We start from the raw sequence: 20,420 nt of genomic DNA on the forward strand, positions 1-20,420 counted from the left end.
GCCTACGGTTATGATCGCGGATATCGCGGATGCCGCACTGTCACGATCGAGCGCGACGACGGCTCTGTCCGTAGGGTCCGCCGTTGCGACTAGGAGTACCTGACTAGAAAATTAGCCCCGGCGCTCACAAGAGCGTCGGGTTTTGCTTGTGAGTCGTCTTGTGTGTACCCCAAGCCTCGTTCGGGTTAATTAGCCGACGGAATCACTTAATGGCGAGCGCCTGCCCGTACGCGGCTGCCGCGTCTGTCGAATGCAGGGAGCTAGAGGTGGCGCACCGACCGGCAAGCGTAACGGAAACTATCGGCACGGCACGGCACGCGCACAAAGGAGGCGATCCAGGCAGTGAGCTTTGATCTTCCCCCAAAAAAGTGGACAGGGTTAAGCTGCTTTTAGCTCCATCTCGATCGGGGCGATATATCCGATGGCGGAATGGAGTCGGATTCGATTGTAGAAGCCCTCGATGAAGGCGAAGATATCGCGCTGGGCCTCGGCGCGGGTCTTGTATTGGCGATGATGAGCGAGCTCGGTCTTCAGGGTATGGAAGAAGCTCTCCATCGGGGCATTGTCGTAGCAGTCGGCTTTGCGGCTCATTGATCCGATGATACCGGCGGCCGACAGGACCGCACGATAGTCGTGTGAGGCATATTGCACGCCGCGATCGGAGTGATGGATCAATCCGGCCTCCGGCCGCTGCTGCTGGATTGCCATCGTCAACGCGGACGAGACGAGTTCGACCCGCATGTGATCCCGCATCGCCCAGCCGACGATCTTGCGGCTGAAGAGGTCCATGATGGCAGCCAGGTACAGCCAGCCCTCCGCAGTCGGAATGTAGGTGATATCGGCGAGCCAGATCCGATTCGGGGCTGCGGTTGTAAAGTTACGATCGATGAGGTTCGGCGCGATCGGCAGGCTATGACGGCTGTCGGTTGTACGAACCCGGCGCGGTGATGCCATGATGGCGCGGATGCCGTGCCGATGCATCAAGCGTTCGATCCGGCCACGGCTGGTGCCACGTCCCTGCACCCGCAGCGCGGCATGGACCCGTGGGCTGCCATAGCGTCCGCCGCTGTCCTGATGGACCTGCCGGATCGCTTTCAGGAGAGCGGCATTGGCAGCCGCGCGCTGGCTCACCGGACGCTCGCGCCAGGCGTAATAGCCGGCCGCCGAGACATCGAGCACGGCGCACATCAGCCGCACCGGATAGGCATCGCGATGGTCCTCGATGAAGCGGAAGCTCATGTCTGGTTCCGGCAAAGATCGCAATCGATTTTTTTAAAATGTCCCGCTCCATGCGCAGCCGCTCGTTCTCCTGGCGCAGCCGGGCGATCTCAGCAGCCTGGTCCGCCGGCATCGGCGTCGCTTGCGTGGTGGGGCGCCGCGCCGCCGATGCCGGCTCCTGCCGGAGCTTCTCCACCCAGCGCCGCAGCACGGAATCGCGCAGACCGAGTTCCTTGGCAACTGACGTGATCGACCGACCACTCGATACCACGAGCTCAGCGGCCTGCCGCTTGTACTCCTCGGTAAACGACCGACGTTGACGTCCTTCCATTCGACACCTCCTGACTCTCTGAGCCTACTACAGGTGTCCACTCATTCGGGGGAGGTTCACTTAGTCAACCTGTTGTCACGCTTGGCGCGGAAATCCTAAGTGGTCGGCACCGTCGTCGGAGTTTAGTCAATGTCCGCTTTTTAATCGCAAAGCAGGCGTTCCAAAACATCCGATCGACGAATTGCCAGATGTGGGGAATAGGGCGATCTAGATGCCACGCATCTTATGATCGGCTCAGTTCTTGAGATCGCCTACCGTCAGTACCTCGAGGAATGGGTTAGCCCTAGCAAATTTTTGACGGGTGGTTCGACCAGTCGCGTCAGCGGCGGCCATAACGGATGCGGCGTCGGCATGTTCTGCGCCGGATAGCAGAGCCACCGCGCCAGCTGGTCCAGCAAAATAGTCGCGATGCTATTGGAACGGCTGATCGCACCAGTTGACGTGGGACCACGGGCGATCATGCGGCAGTCGATCTAGCCTCACGTCGACAACATGCCGCAGTCACCGTTCCGACATTTGACGTTGCAGGGTGACGTGCCAACTCGCCACGCGGCTAGGATTGCCTATGAAACCGGGCCAGCTGGAGACCGCCGGCACATCGGATGGCCATCCATCTCCAAAGCCGATGAAGTATCGTTCGGGCCTTCGCCTGCCTCGGGCTGCAGGAACACGGAAATATGGCTCGCAATCGCGCTCGGATCATCGAAAAGCCTGTGGCTTAGCGCCCAGATTGCCGCCTGCGTGCGATTAATCGCGCCTATCTTTCGAAATATTGCTTTTACATGCGCCTTTACCGTTGGCTCGGCGATCATGAAGAATCGTGCAACGTGTTTGTTAGAATCCCCTTGGACGATCCGTTCAAGAATAGCGATCTCGCGGGCAGACAGATGCCTCAGGTCCGCCGGTTCGTTCCGAGTTTCCCAAGATGTGGCATGTTGGATCGACGAAGGCGGTTCCTCTTCGATTGTCCCGACTTCTTCCTTCGTCCTTCCGAAGCTCTCCCGGCCCTCCAACGACCGAAGATGAGCGTCGATCACGATGAGCTCCCCGCTCATCACGATATGAAGCGAATCAAGGAGGGCTTGCGGCGTGACTGAATTGAAGAGCACTGCGTTCGCGCCATCATCCAGCGCGCTCGCCAAGTGCTTATGTTCGCTCTCGTCGCCAACCGCCACGATAAAAGAAAGCGGATACAGTGCTCGGATTCTCTTGCAGATCGAATCCTGCTTTTGGCGAATATCGACGATGAAGAGGGTCGGCCTGTCGCAAGGAATTCGGGTGAGATCGTCTAATTCGGCCACGCAATCTTGCGGGCGAAAGCGTGTTCTCTCCAGCATAAGGCGCAGTCCCTCACGAAGAAGCCCGTCGCTTTGAAGAATAACCGTAGGTACGATTGACGAATCCATCGATATCCTTCGGTTGCACGAGACAAGCGCTTCTCACGCCCCGTTTATTTGTTTGTGTTTCGTCTCGTACGATCCCGTTCTGTTCGTCCTCTTTAGGGTTACACGAAGAAGAGGCGAAAAACTCCGTAGTTCAATTGTAGACGACAATAAGCGCCATAAAAATTGTTGCAATCTTGATTTATCGGGGAACTTGGTTTTATCGGGGAATCTGAGCGGGAAAAACTGGCGGCCGAACGCAGGGTTCCTCAGCGTTCCCCAAATACCTGACGCAAACGAACTAGTTCTTGAGTGCACAGACTACGGCGGGGCGGAAAAGCTGGCCGCCGGTCTGATTTCGTTTGTGATGATCTGATCGGGTGCGCAAGTGTGAAATCCCTGAATTATTTATCGCTTTTGACGAGTCTGGCGGGTTTTCTTCATGCCGCACTCCGTGTTCATCTATATCTTTCGTTATACCTGCGAGGTTGTCTGCCCCATTGTCGGAGCCCCCTGCGTTTCCTTCCCATCTTCCGAGTGGACTACTCAACATAGAACGACGCCTCCTCGACGTAGATATTTGCGTCGGGGCCAGCCCGACATAAATTGACTGGTGCCGGAGCTGTGGCTGATGAATTGCGGCTGACCACCCAGTGAGGCCGACAATGCAGACAAAACCATTTGTCTCCGTCGTAATACCATTACACAACAAAGCAGACCTCATTCTGAGGACGCTTCGCTCGGCAGCGTGCCAGATCGACGTGGACTTCGAGATCATCATAGTGGACGACGGTTCGACCGATGGGGGTGCTCACACCGTCGAAATCGCGGGCGTGCCGCGGCTGCGTCTGATCAAGCAGGAAAACGCAGGAGTTTCGGCTGCGCGGAACCGTGGGATTGCGGCAGCGGAAGGGAAATGGGTCGCGCTTCTTGATTCGGATGATCTATGGTCGCCGGACCATCTTGCAGGCCTGCTGAATGTTTTGGAAAGCAGCACGTCGATCGCTGCTTTTAGCAACCTCCGACTGGAGAGTCGTGCTGGTCGATCAATGGTTGATGAAGGAATTGCCGCGCAGCAGGTCGACGATTACTTTTCGTTTGCGCTCGCAAATGGCGGTTATCCAGCTAGCGCGAGCTCGATCGTCGTTCTTAGAGAAGAGTTTTTGGCGACAGGTCTCTTTGAGGAAGGAGTGTCTACCGGCGAAGATATCGACATGTGGTGCAGACTCGCCTGCCAAGGCTCGTTTTTTTACAACGCCAGGAAATCCGCGACATATAATGACGCATCCTCGCCGACGCTGCACAGCGGAGGGCGAGCAGTACGGTGTCCAGTCTTCGCGCAACGGCTCCCTGAATTAATACGAGATCGAAGAGTGCCTCCCGCCCTGATGGAAAGTAGCAGGCGCTACGCAAATTTCCTTATGCTGGAATACGCCCGTCAGTTACTCGACAGCGACCGGTATGTCGAGGCGCGAACCGTGTTGCTGAACGACTGTAGCCCTCAGTATGACCTAAAACGATTTGTGAAACGTCTGGTCCGTACATGGCCTCTCGGTCGAACTCTGTTTCGATTGAGCCGAGGCCATGCCATGCTCCTTTAGCGATCGTCCAGCGAGCTTTCTGTTGAGCGCCCACCATGGAACGGCCGGCAGCCCCGCGCGTCGTCGTTTAGAGCCGCTCGGCTCTCGTCCAAAGAGCCCGGCGTCCGCGAACCAAGTTCGAGGCAGAGCACAGGACCATGATGATGTGCCGTGGTAGCTGCCTGAGTTCCTTGAGGCCAATCACATCGCGCCCGCAGAGGTGCCAGGCAATTCCGAGGAAGAATGCAAAGAGCGCACACTCGATGGCTGCAATCGTAAGCGGGACAATCGCTTGGCTTTCCGCCATCAAGGTCAGAGACATTGCCAGGAGAGCGAAATTGGCAACCGCAAGCACCCCGAGGGGCGGCACGGCAAGGTCAGCGGCCAGTGCCAGTAGACTTAGCTCACGGCGTTTCAGCGCTTGATAGAAGAGGCGGGGCACGTGACTGTTGATCAGCGCAAAATGACCATGCATCCAGCGCTGCTTTTGCTGAGCTTGACCACGCTCGCTAGCTGGAAAGTAGCTCTTGACACTGACGTCCCTGAAGAAGCGAGGGGAGGAACCCATTATCGCGAGGTCAAGTCCGAGCAGCATATCTTCGGACAAGTGTCCCGTCGCAAATATCGCGGGATCAATCAAGCGCCAGGGCAGCGCCATCCCCGTTCCGAGCAGGTGGCAGGGGAGGCCAAGCCGTGCATACCCGCTGGGCCGAAGATCGTTTTTGATGCGCCACGCAAATTCGGCCCAATGTGGTGGTGCCTCGCTATCCGGGTTCGCGATCATAAGGTCCAGGCATTGCACCGGCGCATTCGCGGCCGCGCAAGCCCTTGCCAGCAACTCCACACAGCGACTGCTGACTTGACAGTCCGCATCGATGAATATGACGACTTCGGGCGGTGTCGCCGCAAGGTGGCGAAGACCGGCTGCGAGGGCAAAGCCCTTGCCGCGTCGGGTGGGATCATCTCGGGCCACGATATCGGCGCCGGCTCGCGCTGCGAGCGGCGCTGTGTGGTCGATGCAATTGTCGGCTACGACAAGAAGCCGATCGGTCGGCAACAGATCCTCCTTGATCCGGAGTAGAGCTTTTTCGATGTATTGTTCTTCATTATGCGCCGGCATCAACACAGCGATCGAAGGTCGATGTGATGACAAGATGGGCGGGCGATCGGATAAACAGATCGCCGCTGTTGCCTGCACCGCCAAGGCCAATGTTGCCAAAATCAGGACGACGGCGGCGAGTACCAGGACGATCTCGGGGATTGAGACAAGCATCACAAATGTCAGTGCCAATGAGAATTGATCAAGAAGACGCGACGGATCGCGATCGGCCACTGCCGAATGCCGCCGGCAGGCCGGCCATTTGTTGGCGCGGGTCGATCCGGAGTGGGGGCGACCTCTGGCTGCAACCGACCGGGCGCGAGCAAGAATTCACACCCGTGGAGGCGCAGCAGATGCCGGATTCGCCCGGTGGACGCACGTAGTGTGAAGTCTCGGTGCATACGTCGCTGGTACCCGTATGCCAGAAGTATCTGACCCAAGAACGCGGCGTCGACAAAGGTCACACTTTCGAGGTCCACGATGAGGTTGGTAGTTCTCAGTGTCGCCGCCGCCAAACTCGCGCGTACTGGCGCGAGATCGTCTCTTGTCCAGGCGCCAAAAAACTTCAGGACATCGGCTCTCCTGACGTGATAGCGCTGTAGGTGGGGTGACGACGAGGATGTCGCCCGCACCTTGTGTAATGCGTGTTGAACGAGGCCAGGTAAAATCTCGACGACCAGCACCGACATCAGGGTGGCGAGATCGAGTGCATATCGCGTCCAAAGCGCCGGCTCCTCCTTGATACGCCACAACCACTCCAGTCCATGGTGTTGAAAGAAAGCGGGTGCGCGCCTGACGCTCCCCGCAACGAAATTGATCGTTGCACCGAGATTGCAGATTACTGGGACCGACAGCAGATGCTCGTTTCGCATGAGCCACAGCAAACCCTTGCGAGCACCGATGGATACGACCAATAGATCAGGACCTGCTTCGTTGATCGTGTCGAGAATGCCGTGATCGCTCATGGATTCGACAGAGCCGAATCCCGGTGAATAAGCGCCGGTGCACCGAACGCCCGATGAGGGTCGATCAAGGCGTTCTCGTACGCGTTGACCGATGTCATCGGTTGAACCAAGGAAGAAGGCGCCGATTCGAACGTCGGTATTACGCATCAAGGTATCAAACATGTCAGATCCGCATACACGAGAAGGAGCGGCGATACCAAGGACACGCGCCAACCAGACGAGCGGCATTCCGTCGATCAGCGAGAGGTCACTGGCAAGAACGGCATCTCTGAAAGCCGGGTCGGACCGGAACATCCTGAGGAAGCTGGCATTTGGGGTGACGATGTTGCACCGGTGGCCCTGCTTGATGGACGTCATCACCCGTTGAACAGCCTGCTCAAGTGTCAGCACATCGCATACCAGCCCCTGGACGCAAAAAGCCGGCCGCGAGAAGTCCGGGGCAATGCGCCTTCTCGCGCGACGTCGACCAGCAGTCGTCCTTGCTTCCACCGCATCGCTCATAACCGCCTCCGGCAGGCTGTTGCCGATCATCTCCCGCGGAGGCCGGCTTATGTGCGCGATCGACCGCAACGGCTTCGGAAACGTTAACGATCGGGAGAGGCTGCGTGCTTGCTCGCACGGATAGGAAGGCGACTCTTCTTGACTAGTTCAACAACAGTTGGGGAGCGCGAGCGTCCCACTCGGAATCTCTATCCGCAGCTGCGAGAACTACGAGGAGCAATGTCAGCGGGCGTCCCATCCTGCACTCGGTGTCGAATATGCGCGGTCCTGCATAAGGCTCGGGACCATCCGAAAGGATGCATATACGTTCGAGTGATTGCGGCCTTGCAACGCCTGTCGTCATTGATGATTGCGGGATGAGCGCAATTCGGGCAGCACGCCGATCTCGTTGTCGCCGATCTCATCGTCGTCGCTGTTGATTGGGTTGTCGTCGCTGCTGTTGGGATTCGCGATCGCATCGAACGTTCGTGGGATAGCTTAATCATGCGTGCAACAAAAGGCGCAGTGGCCGGCCTCTATTGCGCTGGCGCCGCGATGTTGATCGGCGCTGGCGCCCTGTCAATTTCGACGAGAGCCGATAGTGGCCGTCCGGCGGTGGAGCATTCAGAAGGGCGCCAAGTCCGCTTGTCGCTGGCTGTGGCACCGGATCGGGAATTTGCCGCGTCGAGCTATGTTCACCGGCAACTACGACCGGATCTCCCACGTGATTCCCGTTCCGATCTTTGGGCAGCCAATCTGCTGCGGCAGATCAGCGCGCACTACAACATCGTGTCAGTCAATATCGATCAGTATTCGCCGCCTCTTTACGTGACCGGTAGGGAACAGCCGACCGTCCGTGTCAGGGCAGAGCGAGCTTCGGATCCAGCGTGGGCATTTGAGCCACTTCAACAGCAATGGGAAGCGGTGCCGCTGCCTGACGGCTTCCAGCCATCCGCGGGCACCGACAAAGAGGCAATCATATACCAGCCCTCGACAGGTCATTATTGGGAATTCTGGGGCATGGAAAGAAGCGGCCGAAAAATTGTCGATTCCGCAGGTCGTTCTGTGGAGGAGTGGCGCGCCGCATGGGGTGGAAAGATCGATGATCTTGCCGCCAATCCCGGATTTTTCCCGACGACGCCAGACGGTTACAAATTCGGCACAGCGGCGACTGGCCTCGTTTTGCTTGCAGGCCTCATGACGATCGAGGATCAGCGCCAAGGTGCGATCAATCACTCGATTCACATAGCTCTGCCGCAAACGCGGCAATCGGTATGGGCGCACCCTGCGCAGCGAACCGATGGTAGTGAGGACGATCCGGATGCGATACCCCAGGGAGCGACGTTTCGCATCCCGGAGAATGTCGATCTCGATCAGATCAACATGGATCCTTACGCCCGAATGGTGGCTCGAGCTGTCCAGAAGTACGGCATGATCGTTCGCGACACCGCAGGTGCAGTGGTCCTGTACGCTGAAAACCCCCTGTCGAACGGGCCGGGTCATCCATACTACGGCATCGGCGGCATCTTGCGATGCGCGAAGGGACGCCCTGAAGCGGCCTGTTATGCCGACAGCAACAACCGCCTTAACGGCTTCCCCTGGGACAAATTGGAGGCCGTCGAGGCGACGCTGCAAGAGTGATTGGAGAGACTCCGAAGAGAGTCCAAGCCCTATGCGAGAGCCAAGCATCGATACGCTTTCGAGGGAATCTGCGAGGGAGCTTTCATTTATGCTCGATACGACGAACACTAAGCGTCCGGTTCTTGTCGGCGTGGAGAACCGATCGATCGCCCCGGAGCCGTGGCGTGACGGTATTGGTTTTAGGGTCTTTCTTGGCAAGGTTCGTCAGCGGAGGCCGAAGATCGTCGGCTCGATGCTCGTTGGCGCCGTCGTCGCATGGCTCGCCGGGCTCGGTTACAATCTCGTCAAGGTGCCGGAGTTTAGCGCTTCTTCCGAACTGCTGATTTCGAACACGACGCTTCAATTGTCAGGACCTGACGCGGTCGTGACGCAGATTTTGGTCGAAAACTCTCTGATCCAGAGTGCGATAGAAATGCTGAAATCCAGCAAGGTACTCGAACGAACGATTGACAGAATCGGATTGGAGAACATCGAACGGATCTTGCCGAGATCGCCATGGCAGATACTCGCCTACGATCAGGAACCCTCCGAAGCAACAAGGAGGCAAACAGCGTTGGCGAGGTTGAGATCCAACATGAAGGTCAGTCGGATTGGCGCCAGTCAGATCATTTCGGTTCGCGAGAAAGCACTAACCGCGGAGGACGCCGCCAGGCTAACCAACGATATATCAGGATCATTCGTCCAAGAGCAAAACGACACAAACGCCGTTATCACAACAAGCGCGGCATTGCGCGAGCGCATCAAGGTGCTTGGCCCGACAGCCCGGATCATCAGCGAGGCCGCTCCACCAGACAGGAGGGATGGACCAGGCCCGATCATCACGCTGGTGTTGGCACCCTTCATAGGCGTGGCGTTGGGCTTTGCTGTTGGGCTCGGGTTTACGCTTGTTGACCGTCGTGTACGTAGCGCCGAACAGCTTGCTTCGGTGACATCGGTCGAGTGCTTCGGATATTTGCAACGAATCCCAAGCAAGGGCGCTTTAGGGGGCTTCCCGTCTGGTGCTTTTCGCAACGGCTGTGGTTCGAGTTATTCGCACGTTAGCGTGCCCTCCATCCTCCCGGTTTTGCGGCGCGCGCGCGCGGCTGTTCTCGAACGGTCCAGAAATGTTCCGCACTTCGTCGGCATAACTTCGTATGCCGGCGGCGGCGGAAAGACGACAATCGCTGCGAATTGGGCCCGACTGATTGCGAGTGACGGTTCACGTGTTCTTTTTGTCAGTGCATCACCCGGCGGTCGGCTTGCGTCGGGCAGTCAGGCTTCGGCCGAGCCGCAAGGCCTCTATGAGATGTTGCGGGGCGAGGTCGCCGCAAGCGAAGTCATCCGAGTGGAGATTCAGCCCAACCTCGACTTCCTGCCAAGCGGAAAGCTTGTCGGCAACATCGACATGCAGTGGTACAATCTAGTTCAAGCGGTCGGAGCACGCGGCGATGGATTTTACGAATGGATCATTCTCGATCTGCCGCCACTGCAGACTGTTGCCGACGTCCGATCTGCCGGTCAAGTCGTAGACGACCTGCTGATCGTTGTGGAATGGGGCCGCACGTCTGAGAGCGAGCTAGAGTGGGCGCTGCGTTCGCTTGGACCTGTGCGGGACAAGATTCTCGGCACGTTCATTAGTAGGAGCTCGGCCAATTCGGGGACATCTAAGAGGCAGACATGACCAGAAAATTTCTTGCGATCACGATGGTCCTGAGCATCGGTCTGACGGCTGCCGCTGGATTGGCGTTTGGAAACGACTACAAGCTCGGTGTATCGGATCGATTCAGAGTCAAGGTACAGGAATGGCCGGACCTGAGTGGTGAATATACAGTGACCGCGGATGGTTCGGTTTCCCTGCCTCTGGTCGGGAATATTGGCGCGGCTGGACTGCATGTCCAGGATCTGGCTCAAGAGATATCAGACCGGCTACAGCGGCGCGCGGATGGCTCCCAACGACCTTGGACAGCTGTTGAAATCATACAGTTTCGTCCATTTTCGATCGTGGGTGACGTTCAGCGACCGGGCGAGTATGCCTATCGACCGGGCATCACGGTTCTTCAGGCGATCAGCATCGCTGGTGGATACTACCGACCCGAATTCGGCCTCCTGCGGCTGGATCGCGATATTGCGCTCGCCAAGGGCGACGTCCGCACCTTGTTGCTGAAACAGAACCGGCTAGTGGCGCGCGCGGCGCGCCTGACGGCGGCGCTTGCCGGGCGCGAGACTGTTTCCCTGCCGCAGGGGGTCGGAAACCAAGAGGACGATTCCTCCAACTCCGCAATCATCGAAAGCGAACGCGCGGCGCTCGCGGTGGAAAACGAAACGGCGCGTTCGGAAACGGCGGCGCTTGAGGAGATCAAGTCGCTCTATCAAGATGAGATTGAATCGCTTCGCGCGCAGATCGAGGCTCAGAAGCAGGAGCAAGGCAGCATCCAGCAGCAGCTGAAGGACCTTCGCTCGCTCGCAGCCAGGGGTCTCGCCCTCAATCCTACACTTTTTACCTTGGAGCGATCGATTGCACAGGTCGTAAATCAGCAAATGAACTCGGAAGCGGCGATCGTAAGGGCTAAGGAGAACATTGCGCTGGCGGAGCAGCGCGTTCGAGAACGCGCCTACGAGAGGAGCCGGACGAATACGCGGGATTTGCAGCAGGCTAAGGATGATCTCGCAGAGGTTCGTGCGCGGATTGGGACGGCAGGCGACCTTCTGAACGAGGCGCAAGTCAGCGCGCCGGCGGAGGCTCGAGAGCGCCTGGCGGACGACGGTCAACGACCAAGCTTTACATTGCTACGGAAGGATGGCGAGATCAGGCGAGAAATTGCAGCGGACGAAACGAGCTTGGTGGAGCCGGACGATATTATCAAAATCCCGATGATCCGTCCCAAGCCGTATGCTCCCGGCAGCTATATCAATTTGTCACGCGCCGGAAGTTCGGACAAGACGAACCGCTAAGGACCAAATTCGCCGATGCATGTCGGCAGCGCGACCAAATCATCCTCCCACGACATTTTGTGGCCGAGCCAGCGAGTGTGGAGTCTTTGCACGCCTCGAACGAAGCCAGCGCCGTGCCGCCTCTATCCAAAATCTCTCCCAATAAAAGGTCGAACTGTGAGCCGCAATCAGGGTGAAAGCCAAGCCGAGTGGCCGCTTGATCAGGTACCGCTGCCAGACGCTTCCGTCGTTCCACCATCCATGCGCGGTGAGCGGATGGATGACATAGAGCGCGTATGAGATGGCGGCAATGTAACGAAGAATCCGGCTGCCCAGTACACCGATCAGGCGATTGGACGGTTGGGTTAGCGTCGCCAAGAGCAGAAGGGCGGCCGCATAGGGCCGCAGATATTGCAGCCAGCCGCCATCGGGATGCGAGGTTGCCGCCCAGGCGCCGGCCGCGAGCCCCCAGGCGACGAGGGACGTGGCACTGGAACGGAATCGGTATATCGGCAGCGTGGCAATGCAGGCCCCGGCAAGAATTTCATCGATGCGAAGGTGCGTCGCTACCTGAATATGAGCGCCCTCCGCGACACGCATCATGGTAATTGCGAGGCAACAGGGCCAAACAAGCATGAGTGCCCTGGCTCCGCCCAGTGCCGCGATGATCGTTACGAAGACATAGAAATGAACCTCGACGCATAGAGACCAGAGATGCTCCGTGACCGGTATCATCTGATCAAGTCTGTAGTTAAGAATGAAGCTCAGGTGGAAAAGCTGAGCTTGTTTGCTCAAGCCGTAAACAATGAGAACGAGCAAAATATAGAGATATGCAAGCGGCAGAATCCGGGTGACCCGCTTTACGATGAATTCCAGGATCGAAACGGAGCGAAGCGTGCTGACGATCAAATATCCTGAAAGCGTAAAGAAGAGACTCATCCCCATCGGACCAGCGGTCAAATTCAGTTGGAGAGCCTTCGGTCCCAGCGGAAGCAGATGACACGCTAGGACGAGGATGATGCTGATCGCGCGTAGACCGTCGAGGGCGGGGACAGTGTGATCTTCCTGTTCGCTGTGCCGGCTCCTATGCACGCCAATCTCGCCGGCGACCCCCTTAAGTCCGTTGATGGCCCAAATGCGACGAAACTCGGCAATAAATCGTGCGGCATAACTGCCCAGCCACCCGGGCACCTTGGCGTGACGGCGAAGGTAATGCTCCTGTCTCTCCATGGCTGTTACCCTTGCAGGTCGTTTATCTACTCCGATCGGTCACTGGAAGCTCCACGCCTATCGGTCTCTCTTGGCTGCCGCTACGACGCGGGCGTCGCCGCGCGACGGATGCGAACCCACTCTCGAGCAGTGGGCCAATGTGAAGGGACAGCTCATGCCGGGTGAACATGACACCAGCGATCCAGATCAGTGCTGCGACTGCACTCGATCCAGCAAATCCGAGTAAGACTTCGGCGGCGCCATGACCAGCTAGATGCCGAAAAATGAGCGGAACCGGAATGGCGACGAGAGTCAACGTCAGGCTTCGGCTCCAGACCTTCACCAGCGCGCCGGACGCAAAGTCGATAATGGCCTTGAGCACGATGAAATAATAGGTTGCGAAGAAGGCGCTGCTGAACACCAAGCTCCAGACCGCGCTCTCAATCCCGATCATCAGGCCAATTCCAAGCGCCAGGATCGTGAAGAGAAACATGGACAGCTCGGAGGCGAAGAGCAATCGCGGACGTCGCTTGATGATCAGGATATCGTAGTGGAGCGGAACGGTAAGCGCCAACCCGTGAGCGATCGCGATAGGCGTCATCATCGTGCCTGCGGCGCTCCACGCCTCACCGTAGATCGTTCTCACGAGAGGCTCGGCCCAGATCGCCAGGACGCCATAGGCTGGCCATGAAAGCCCCGTAACCAGTTCGACAATACGCAAGTAGATCGGCGCCAGACTTTCCCGTTCCCGTTCACGCCTTCCAAAGTCGGAAAGCAGAGGTTTGGTCAAACCGAAAAGGAGACCGTTTCTGACGAATGACACCAGGTTTTGGGCGCGCGAAAACAGGGCTGCATTAGCAATTCCCAGAACGCGCCCGATTGCCAACTCCGGAGTTGACGTCGTAGTGCTGCCGACGAAAAGCGTCGCAGACATCCAGCCCGCAAAGGCGAGCAGTTGGCCCGCGCCTTGCAGGGTCGGTCGCAACTGGATCGCATCGGGTTGATAGATCATCGTCATGACCGCCATTACGACCGATGATGCAAAGTAGCCCCAAGCCAAAGCGGCACCTCCGTGACCGAGCATGGCAAGAGTGAGCGAAACCACGCTTTGAGACACTGCCGCCGCGAGGCCGATGGCGAGAAGCGACCCGAATTGCATGGCGCGCACCAAGCGAATAGTGGCCGGAAAAGCCAGGGCAGGGCCGAGTTGTGCAAGAGCGACAATCCTCAAGGCCACGCCGACGGTTGGGTCTTGATAGAAAGTCGCGAGAGGAAAGCTCAGTCCGACAAATCCAACGGTGAGGCAAGCGGCAATAGTCAGGCTCAAACCGAACGCGGCTCCCAAGAGTCGGTCGTCAAGCTCGGGCGCGCTCACCACATAAGATGCAACAGCTGAATCCTTCAGGGCAGCGAACATGCCGGCAGCTGCGATAGCCACCGAGTATGAACCGACCTCCCGCGGCGAGAGCAGGTGCGCAATGACAACGCCAGTCCCAAAGAACAACAGCAATGTTGCATTTTGTTGCAGCGCCGAGCTCAGCATTGCTTGGCGAAGGCGCATTATCGGCTCTCCCGCTTCGCGTCGGCACCGGCCGGAAAGCAGATCAGCGCTCCGTACTCATCGCCAATGCGGGTACTGCGTGTATCCACAATGTCCGGATTGGCGGAGGCGCGGTTAGTGATCTGGGCGCGCAGCTCTTGCACTATCAAAGCGGCGTCTGGAATGTCGCTTGCATCGCATCTCACAACCGCTCCCGAAGTGACCGTCAGATTCTTTCGGGAACAGTCCACGACGGGGATGTAAAGGCGTCAATCTCCCATCCGTACTAGTCCCATTTCCGCCAGGAAGGGCGTGTGCCCCCGCAAATTGAACGTGTTAAAGTTCGTTGATCCTTGGACGAGTCGAAGGAAGAAGACCCACGTACATGAAGCACGCGTGCGCCGACGACACGAGAGCTTGGGCGACGGGACCATGCAGGCACATCACGCCATACAACGAATACTTCCTTTGCGCTTACGCCACGGCGTGCGCGAGCTGGCTTACTCGGTGTTCGTAGATCAGCTCGGCTGGCGCCCCACGAGCCGCGCATCGATGGAGATCGTTGACGATGACTATAGGCGCGGTCGTTGGGATTATCTCAACAACCTGGAGGAAATGTCGCGTTACGCAGTGATCGCCGGATATTGCAAGCATCGCACCAACGTTTTGAGCGTGCTCGATCTCGGATGCGGGTCCGGTATTCTCCGTCGGTGGCTCCGTCCGCCAGAGTCTATTGATTATATCGGTGTTGATCTGTCCAATGTCGCTATCGACAGGGCAGGCCGGGAGTGGACAGACGGCTCTACGCGATTCATTGCGGCGGACGCCGCGACTTACGTGCCTGATCGCAAATTCGACGTGGTCATCTTCAATGAGGTTCTCTACTACTTCGAACAGCCGAGCAAAATCTTGGAGCACTTTGCGGGCTTCCTGGAAAACAACGGGCACTTTGTCGTTTCCCTATGGGATGCGCCCGAGTCTCGGCGGGCCTGGCGGCAGTCGCGCGGCAGCGTGAGGGTCGTTGATGCAGTTCAGACGCGACACAGCTCCGGTGTTTCCTGGCAAATCTGCCTTTGTCGGCCGCGCCTCTGAACGAGGAACGAGCGACTTGTGTTCGATTGTGGAGGTTAGCATGCGTCTTATGGTCACCCAGCAAAGCAAGCTATCGCTCGATCCGGCCAGTGTCCAATCGAACAGACCTGCAATCATCTATCTGGTAAATCAATATCCCGCCGTCACTCACACCTTCATCAAGCGAGAAGTGCTTGCGCTCGAGCGTTTAGGAGTCGAAGTAATCCGCTTGGCCTTCCGGGCCGGAAAAGCGCTGGTCGATCCAGGCGACGTCGACGAGGAAAAGCGCACGAATTATCTGCTCCGACGTCCGCTAAGCTTGTTGCTGAACACAATCTCGCTCCTCCTCCTGCGGCCCCGCCCCTTTGTCAAGGCTCTGGCGACGACCCTGCGCATGATGCGCAGAAGTGATCGCTCGCCTCTCAAGCATATCGCGTACCTGATCGAAGCATGCGGCGTTGCCGCGGTCGTTTGCAGGACGGGAGCGGGCCATATCCACGCGCATTTTGGAACAAACCCGGCCGAAGTAGCGCTGCTCGCGTCACAACTATCCGGAGCCTCGTACAGCTTCACGGTGCACGGCTGCGAAGAATTTGACAAGCCCGAGTTCATCGGGCTCCGGACCAAGATTCATGGCGCGGCTTTCGTTGTCGCCGTGAGCTACTACGGGCGCGCTCAGCTCTATCGCTGGTGCGACACGGGAGATCAAGGGAAGATCAAGCTGGTACGATGCGGGCTGGAGCAGCACTTCCACGAGGCGGCGGATGATGCGCCGTGCGAGGCCGCACGATTTCTCTGCGTTGGACAGTTGTATCGCTTGAAAGGGCAGGATGTTCTCGTCAAAGCGGCCGCCGTCATGGCGGCGGCCGGGCACAAATTCGAGGTTATATTGGTCGGTGACGGGGAAAGCCGGGCGGAACTGGAGCTTTTAATCTCCAGTCTGAACCTGTCGAAAACTGTGCGGCTTGTCGGCTGGCTGAGCAGCGCAGACGTCCGACGTCAAATGATCGGTGCGCGGGCGTTGGTCGTGCCAAGCTTCGCTGAAAATTCTGCCTGTCGTTATTATGGAAGCGATGGCGCTGCGGCGCCCGGTCGTGGCGACCCAAATTGCAGGAATTCCGGAACTGGTGGTCCCACGGGAGAACGGCTGGCTCCTGCCTGCAAGCTCGGTCGAGTCGCTCGTGGCTGCTATGACGGAGTGCCTTGCGGCGTCGCGCGAGGAACTTTGGGCGATGGGTCTTCGGGGGCGGGAACGTGTGCTTGCCCTGCATGATGTCGACCGTGAAGCGGCGATCCTTGCCGATCTGTTTGCAAAGTGCGCCACGCAACGCCACGATCCGATTAATGCGGAGCGACACCTCTCTTGCGTGGTGCAGTAGAGGGTGCGGAACCTGATGTGTGTCTCGTTCGTCTAGCTCACGATGCGACCCAAGCGCGTTCACGCGTTACAACGAGTGCCGATGCTTCACAAGTCCAAATACGCTCGCGCCCATGGTCCAGGCGAGCCGGGGGATAACATAACAGACTTCGCTGCGATATCATTCCGCGCGGATCAGGCGATGGCGAAGCGGGGCGCGCGCTTCCATAGCGGCGAGGCGAGCTGATGCGCACACGCTTCCAAGCGTAAACCAAAAGAGCCACTGGAACTGCAGATAGTCGAGAAGATTGTCGGAGTAGAAAACGACCATATACCCGACGCACAATAATAACATCACGAATGAACCTGAAAAGTCTTCCCTGAATCTGCAAATCAGTGTGAAGGCGACAGCTGCCATTAGGAGGAGAAAGCTAATCAATCCGGCAAGACCCATCTCAAAATAGATCTGGAGGAAGGCGTTGTGCAGGCCAATTTTAGCCAGCCGTTCGCCGCGCGGGAAGAACGTCGGCATATAAGATTGATACGCGTTGAGTCCATAACCTAGAATTCCGGACGGATTGGTCGCCATCCACTCAAGCGTATCCCTCCAGATCACTTGACGCCATGCCCAGGAGTTGAGCTGCTCGAAACCGGCATCGATTGTACCTGAGTATAGATCCGAGACTCGTTCGGTGACACCAGGAATAAGGAGCACCGTTGGCAAGCCCAGCATCGCGACAAGGTACCGCCTGTCCACAACGAGCGAGTATCCAATCACGATGATCAGCATCGATATCCAGGCGCTGCGGGTCTTGGTGAGCAGCAGTAGGAACGCAAGGTAAGCCGCATAAGCGAACATCGCTCGGCGCGTGAATTTGGAAAGGGTGATTGTCGCCGAGCAGGTCATGTAAAGGATCACCGTCACGACAACGACGATATAGAAGGCATAGATATTGGGATGTGTGAATGTACTTTGCAGCCTTTGCTCTCCAATCAGGATGTCTGGGGTCCTCGCAAATTCCAATAGAGCGACGAACGAGGGCAGTAGGGACGAGCCCACCGCGACAGTGAGACACTGCACGATGGTTTCGCGGCGCTGGATGACCGTATATGGAAGGCCGAAGGCAGCTGCATAGGTCACGAGAGTCAGAAAAACTCGTAATCCGCCATGTATGTCCGGAGTGTGGATCAGCGAGATTGCGGCGGTGAGAAGGAAGGCAGCCCAGGAGAGCATAGGGGCTGCGAGAAGAACCTGTGGGACGTGGACGACAGCAATAATCGCCATTGCGAGGACCAGGGCGTTTATTGCGGCACCGGGCCCGGATTGTTCATTAAACGACATCTTTAGCCAGTCGAATGCCTGGTCGCACGACGGTCGAACAAGCATGACCGCCAGCATCATCTGCCGCACGCCGGTGACAAACGTCAGGATGAGCAGAAAGCCCATGATGGCAGATATTGCAGTTGTCATGACAATCCTCGAGCTTGGCACAACTGCGGCATGGAGACTTCGGTAGGCATTTGGCACCGGTCCTGTGCCTCTTTCAACAGGGCATCTGATGTCCACACGGTGTCTAACGTGGTCGCCGTATAATGCATCTATCCGAAAGGATGGGTGCCGGGGCATCGGACATAGCACTCATGAATTCTCGTCCGATCACCGTCGCCCATGTACGGTGGCGCCGTATCGATCCATAGCGATGATCGGTCCGCTGGGCGTTTGCGTGGGCACGAGAGCCTCCGTTTAGCTTCGGTGAGGGGTGCTGTGCACCGAGAGCTGGCGTCACGATCGAGTCAAAAGTGGCGGCCGGGGCGGATAGGTCGCCAATCTCTGAAGGTTTTGGGTTTATGATGCTTTGGCGCGATCTCTACAATCCGTCCGCCCGCTTCATTGCGATGCGGTTTGCCGGTAATCGCCGTCGTCGGCGGGATATCACCGGGCACACGGGCCCGATCGGAAGGATGCCGTCCGCAATCTCAAGACGGCATTCAGGCGTTGCCGAGTCAACACACACATGGTCTGCGGCCGCTTCTCGAATCGCGTACAGACGCAGACGGGCAACTTCACTTGGATTGCAAGCGAAGCTTGCGGGCCCAAATCGCGCAATTAAGAGAGTCTTCGACGTTATGGTCAGTCTGATCACGGTCGTGGCTCTGTCTCCGTTGCTCTTCATAGCTGCAGTTGCCGTGAAGGTTGATACGCCCGGCCCCATTATCTTTCTGCAATGGCGGGGCGGGCGGAGTGGGCGGCCATTTCGCATCGTCAAGTTCCGAACGATGATTTGCATGGAAGATGGATTCGCAATCCGCCAGGCGCGGCCAGGCGATACCCGCGTTACGCGAGTCGGACGCGTGCTCCGAAGGTACAGTGTTGATGAGCTGCCACAACTGTTCAACGTGTTGCGCGGCGACATGTCGCTCGTCGGGCCACGTCCGCATGCGCTCTCACACGATGCGACTTACCTGAGATTAGTCGCCGCATACTCGGATCGGCAGTTGGTTAGACCCGGGATGACCGGTTGGGCTCAAGTGAATGGGTGCAGGGGCGAGACTCGCGACGCGACATCTATGCAAAGGCGCGTCGAACACGATCTCGACTATATCCGGCATTGGTCGCTTTGGTTTGATCTCAAGATCATGGCAAAGACGGTGACAGTAGTGTTTCGGCCGAACGAGGCATACTGAGCATCCGAAGCGACCCTGGGGCTCGCCCATTGGCTTAACGCAGCCAAATCTCGGGGGGCAGCCGGGTAGTTGCAGGTTAGCGGTTTTGCGGGGCGCTCGTGACGGATCGCGCTGACTGATCTTAGATCGTCTCGCACGATGTTAGAGAGAGCGAGCTCAGCTGGACGGAGCAGGAGTGCAATACACGTCTCGCTTGACCACACGCGATATTGCTGACTCGCAGGTAAACCGACCGCCATTCGTCGATCGGCAAAGGCGCGTTGACGAAGCTTAGTTGGTGACGAGCACCCAGTTCTATCTGCACGATCCTGCTCATTACGCCGTAGGCCGGCGCGATGTCCAAATATATCGTCGGGGCGTCGTTGCTGCTGTCGAACGGAGGAATTGCGGCCCTTGTCGGGACGGTCAATGTCGGCAGGGTCGGCCACGCGGATGTCTCATGCTGTGGCAACCTGATCTTTCCTTGTCCGCGCAGCGCGCGGCCCTACCAGACGATGCGGCGCGCGTAGGTCACGTCGACTTCTTTGCCAGCGCGCACCGGGGGCATTCGTCCGCAAGAGAGCTCCGTGGTTTCGTCCGGAGGACCACGCTCATCTCGTCGAGGATTTGCGCAAGGCCGGCTGGAATGGTTGAAGCCGCTGTTAAGTCCGTCGCCAAACCTGATCCGTACGTGATTTACGGGCCAATGTCCGATATGGATCCAGGCTATATGAAACGTGCGTGAGCCAATGCGTGCATAATTGTTTTCTCAATTGTCGTCTCCCGATAGAGGTTGCCAGTGCAATTGGTCTCCGCATCAACGAGATTGAGACAGATGTTCTACACGCAAATTGAAATGACGGACTTTCACACAGCTTGGGACTTTGATGGGAGGTCCGGTTCTGGCGCGGAAGCGACCCCCGCTCGTGCTGCTGGTGGTCGACGATCAGAGCTCGATTTCGATCATGGGCTG

At 57.8% G+C, this 20,420-nt stretch carries 14 protein-coding genes and 1 pseudogene; 8 read left to right on the plus strand and 7 right to left on the minus strand.

All coding sequences use genetic code 11. The annotated features are described in order from the left end of the window. Positions 1–378 precede the first annotated feature (378 nt). Both V1293_RS32775 and V1293_RS32780 read right to left on the minus strand, forming a co-directional pair. A protein-coding gene (locus V1293_RS32775; protein ID WP_442894314.1) for an IS3 family transposase occupies positions 379–1,549 on the minus strand; the annotation gives its coding sequence in 2 pieces (ribosomal slippage) (positions 379–1,243 and positions 1,242–1,549; 1,173 coding nt in all). Positions 1,550–2,112: 563 nt separating this feature from the next. Then, positions 2,113–2,955, minus strand: coding sequence for a response regulator transcription factor (locus V1293_RS32780; RefSeq protein WP_334515521.1), 843 nt, complete (start codon positions 2,953–2,955; stop codon positions 2,113–2,115). A gap of 641 nt (positions 2,956–3,596) precedes the next feature. On the opposite strand from V1293_RS32780, the gene V1293_RS32785 reads away from it, so the two are divergent. Continuing rightward, the gene (locus V1293_RS32785; RefSeq protein WP_334515523.1) at positions 3,597–4,532 is read left to right on the plus strand and encodes a glycosyltransferase family 2 protein; all 936 of its coding nucleotides are present in this window, start codon (positions 3,597–3,599) and stop codon (positions 4,530–4,532) included. Positions 4,533–4,599: 67 nt separating this feature from the next. Here the strand turns inward: V1293_RS32785 and V1293_RS32790 are convergent, their stop codons facing one another. Next, entirely contained in the window at positions 4,600–5,844 is a 1,245-nt protein-coding gene (locus tag V1293_RS32790; protein WP_334515525.1) for a glycosyltransferase family 2 protein, read from the minus strand. Then, on the minus strand, positions 5,793–7,076 hold the full coding sequence (locus V1293_RS32795) for a WecB/TagA/CpsF family glycosyltransferase (RefSeq protein WP_334515527.1): 1,284 nt from the start codon (positions 7,074–7,076) through the stop codon (positions 5,793–5,795). Before V1293_RS32795 ends, V1293_RS32790 begins: the two co-directional genes overlap by 52 nt. A 483-nt stretch (positions 7,077–7,559) precedes the next feature. Here V1293_RS32795 and V1293_RS32800 point away from each other — a divergent pair, with 483 nt between their 5' ends. The 3 genes from V1293_RS32800 (at position 7,560) to V1293_RS32810 (ending at position 11,627) form a co-directional block, all read left to right on the plus strand. Then, positions 7,560–8,696: a hypothetical protein gene (locus tag V1293_RS32800; RefSeq protein WP_334515529.1), complete on the plus strand. Its 1,137-nt coding sequence runs from the start codon at positions 7,560–7,562 to the stop codon at positions 8,694–8,696. Between the two features lie 88 nt (positions 8,697–8,784). After that, positions 8,785–10,356, plus strand: a complete 1,572-nt coding sequence (locus tag V1293_RS32805; protein WP_334515532.1) for an AAA family ATPase — start codon at positions 8,785–8,787, stop codon at positions 10,354–10,356. After that, complete coding sequence (locus V1293_RS32810; protein ID WP_334515534.1) at positions 10,353–11,627, plus strand: polysaccharide biosynthesis/export family protein; 1,275 nt, start codon at positions 10,353–10,355, stop codon at positions 11,625–11,627. The genes V1293_RS32805 and V1293_RS32810 overlap by 4 nt, the downstream gene beginning before the upstream one ends. 39 nt (positions 11,628–11,666) lie before the next feature. Here the strand turns inward: V1293_RS32810 and V1293_RS32815 are convergent, their stop codons facing one another. Further along, a complete protein-coding gene (locus V1293_RS32815) occupies positions 11,667–12,836 on the minus strand; it encodes an acyltransferase family protein (RefSeq protein ID WP_334515537.1) in 1,170 nt (389 codons plus the stop codon). A gap of 22 nt (positions 12,837–12,858) precedes the next feature. Further along, a complete protein-coding gene (locus V1293_RS32820) occupies positions 12,859–14,376 on the minus strand; it encodes an oligosaccharide flippase family protein (protein WP_334515538.1) in 1,518 nt (505 codons plus the stop codon). A 411-nt stretch (positions 14,377–14,787) separates the two neighbouring features. Here V1293_RS32820 and V1293_RS32825 point away from each other — a divergent pair, with 411 nt between their 5' ends. The 3 genes and pseudogenes from V1293_RS32825 (at position 14,788) to V1293_RS32835 (ending at position 16,805) form a co-directional block, all read left to right on the plus strand. Next, positions 14,788–15,447: a class I SAM-dependent methyltransferase gene (locus V1293_RS32825; RefSeq protein ID WP_334515539.1), complete on the plus strand. Its 660-nt coding sequence runs from the start codon at positions 14,788–14,790 to the stop codon at positions 15,445–15,447. A gap of 376 nt (positions 15,448–15,823) precedes the next feature. Continuing rightward, positions 15,824–16,411: pseudogene (locus tag V1293_RS32830) on the plus strand (glycosyltransferase); the annotation flags it as partial. A gap of 88 nt (positions 16,412–16,499) precedes the next feature. After that, positions 16,500–16,805, plus strand: a complete 306-nt coding sequence (locus tag V1293_RS32835) for a glycosyltransferase (protein WP_334515541.1) — start codon at positions 16,500–16,502, stop codon at positions 16,803–16,805. A 159-nt stretch (positions 16,806–16,964) separates the two neighbouring features. Here V1293_RS32835 and V1293_RS32840 read toward each other — a convergent pair whose 3' ends face one another. After that, the gene (locus V1293_RS32840) at positions 16,965–18,254 is read right to left on the minus strand and encodes an O-antigen ligase family protein (RefSeq protein WP_334515543.1); all 1,290 of its coding nucleotides are present in this window, start codon (positions 18,252–18,254) and stop codon (positions 16,965–16,967) included. 491 nt (positions 18,255–18,745) lie between these two features. On the opposite strand from V1293_RS32840, the gene V1293_RS32845 reads away from it, so the two are divergent. Beyond that, positions 18,746–19,468, plus strand: coding sequence for an exopolysaccharide biosynthesis polyprenyl glycosylphosphotransferase (locus V1293_RS32845; protein ID WP_334517012.1), 723 nt, complete (start codon positions 18,746–18,748; stop codon positions 19,466–19,468). Positions 19,469–20,420: the final 952 nt, after the last annotated feature.

It is taken from the genome of Bradyrhizobium sp. AZCC 1693, assembly GCF_036924745.1.
GTDB lineage: Bacteria > Pseudomonadota > Alphaproteobacteria > Rhizobiales > Xanthobacteraceae > Bradyrhizobium.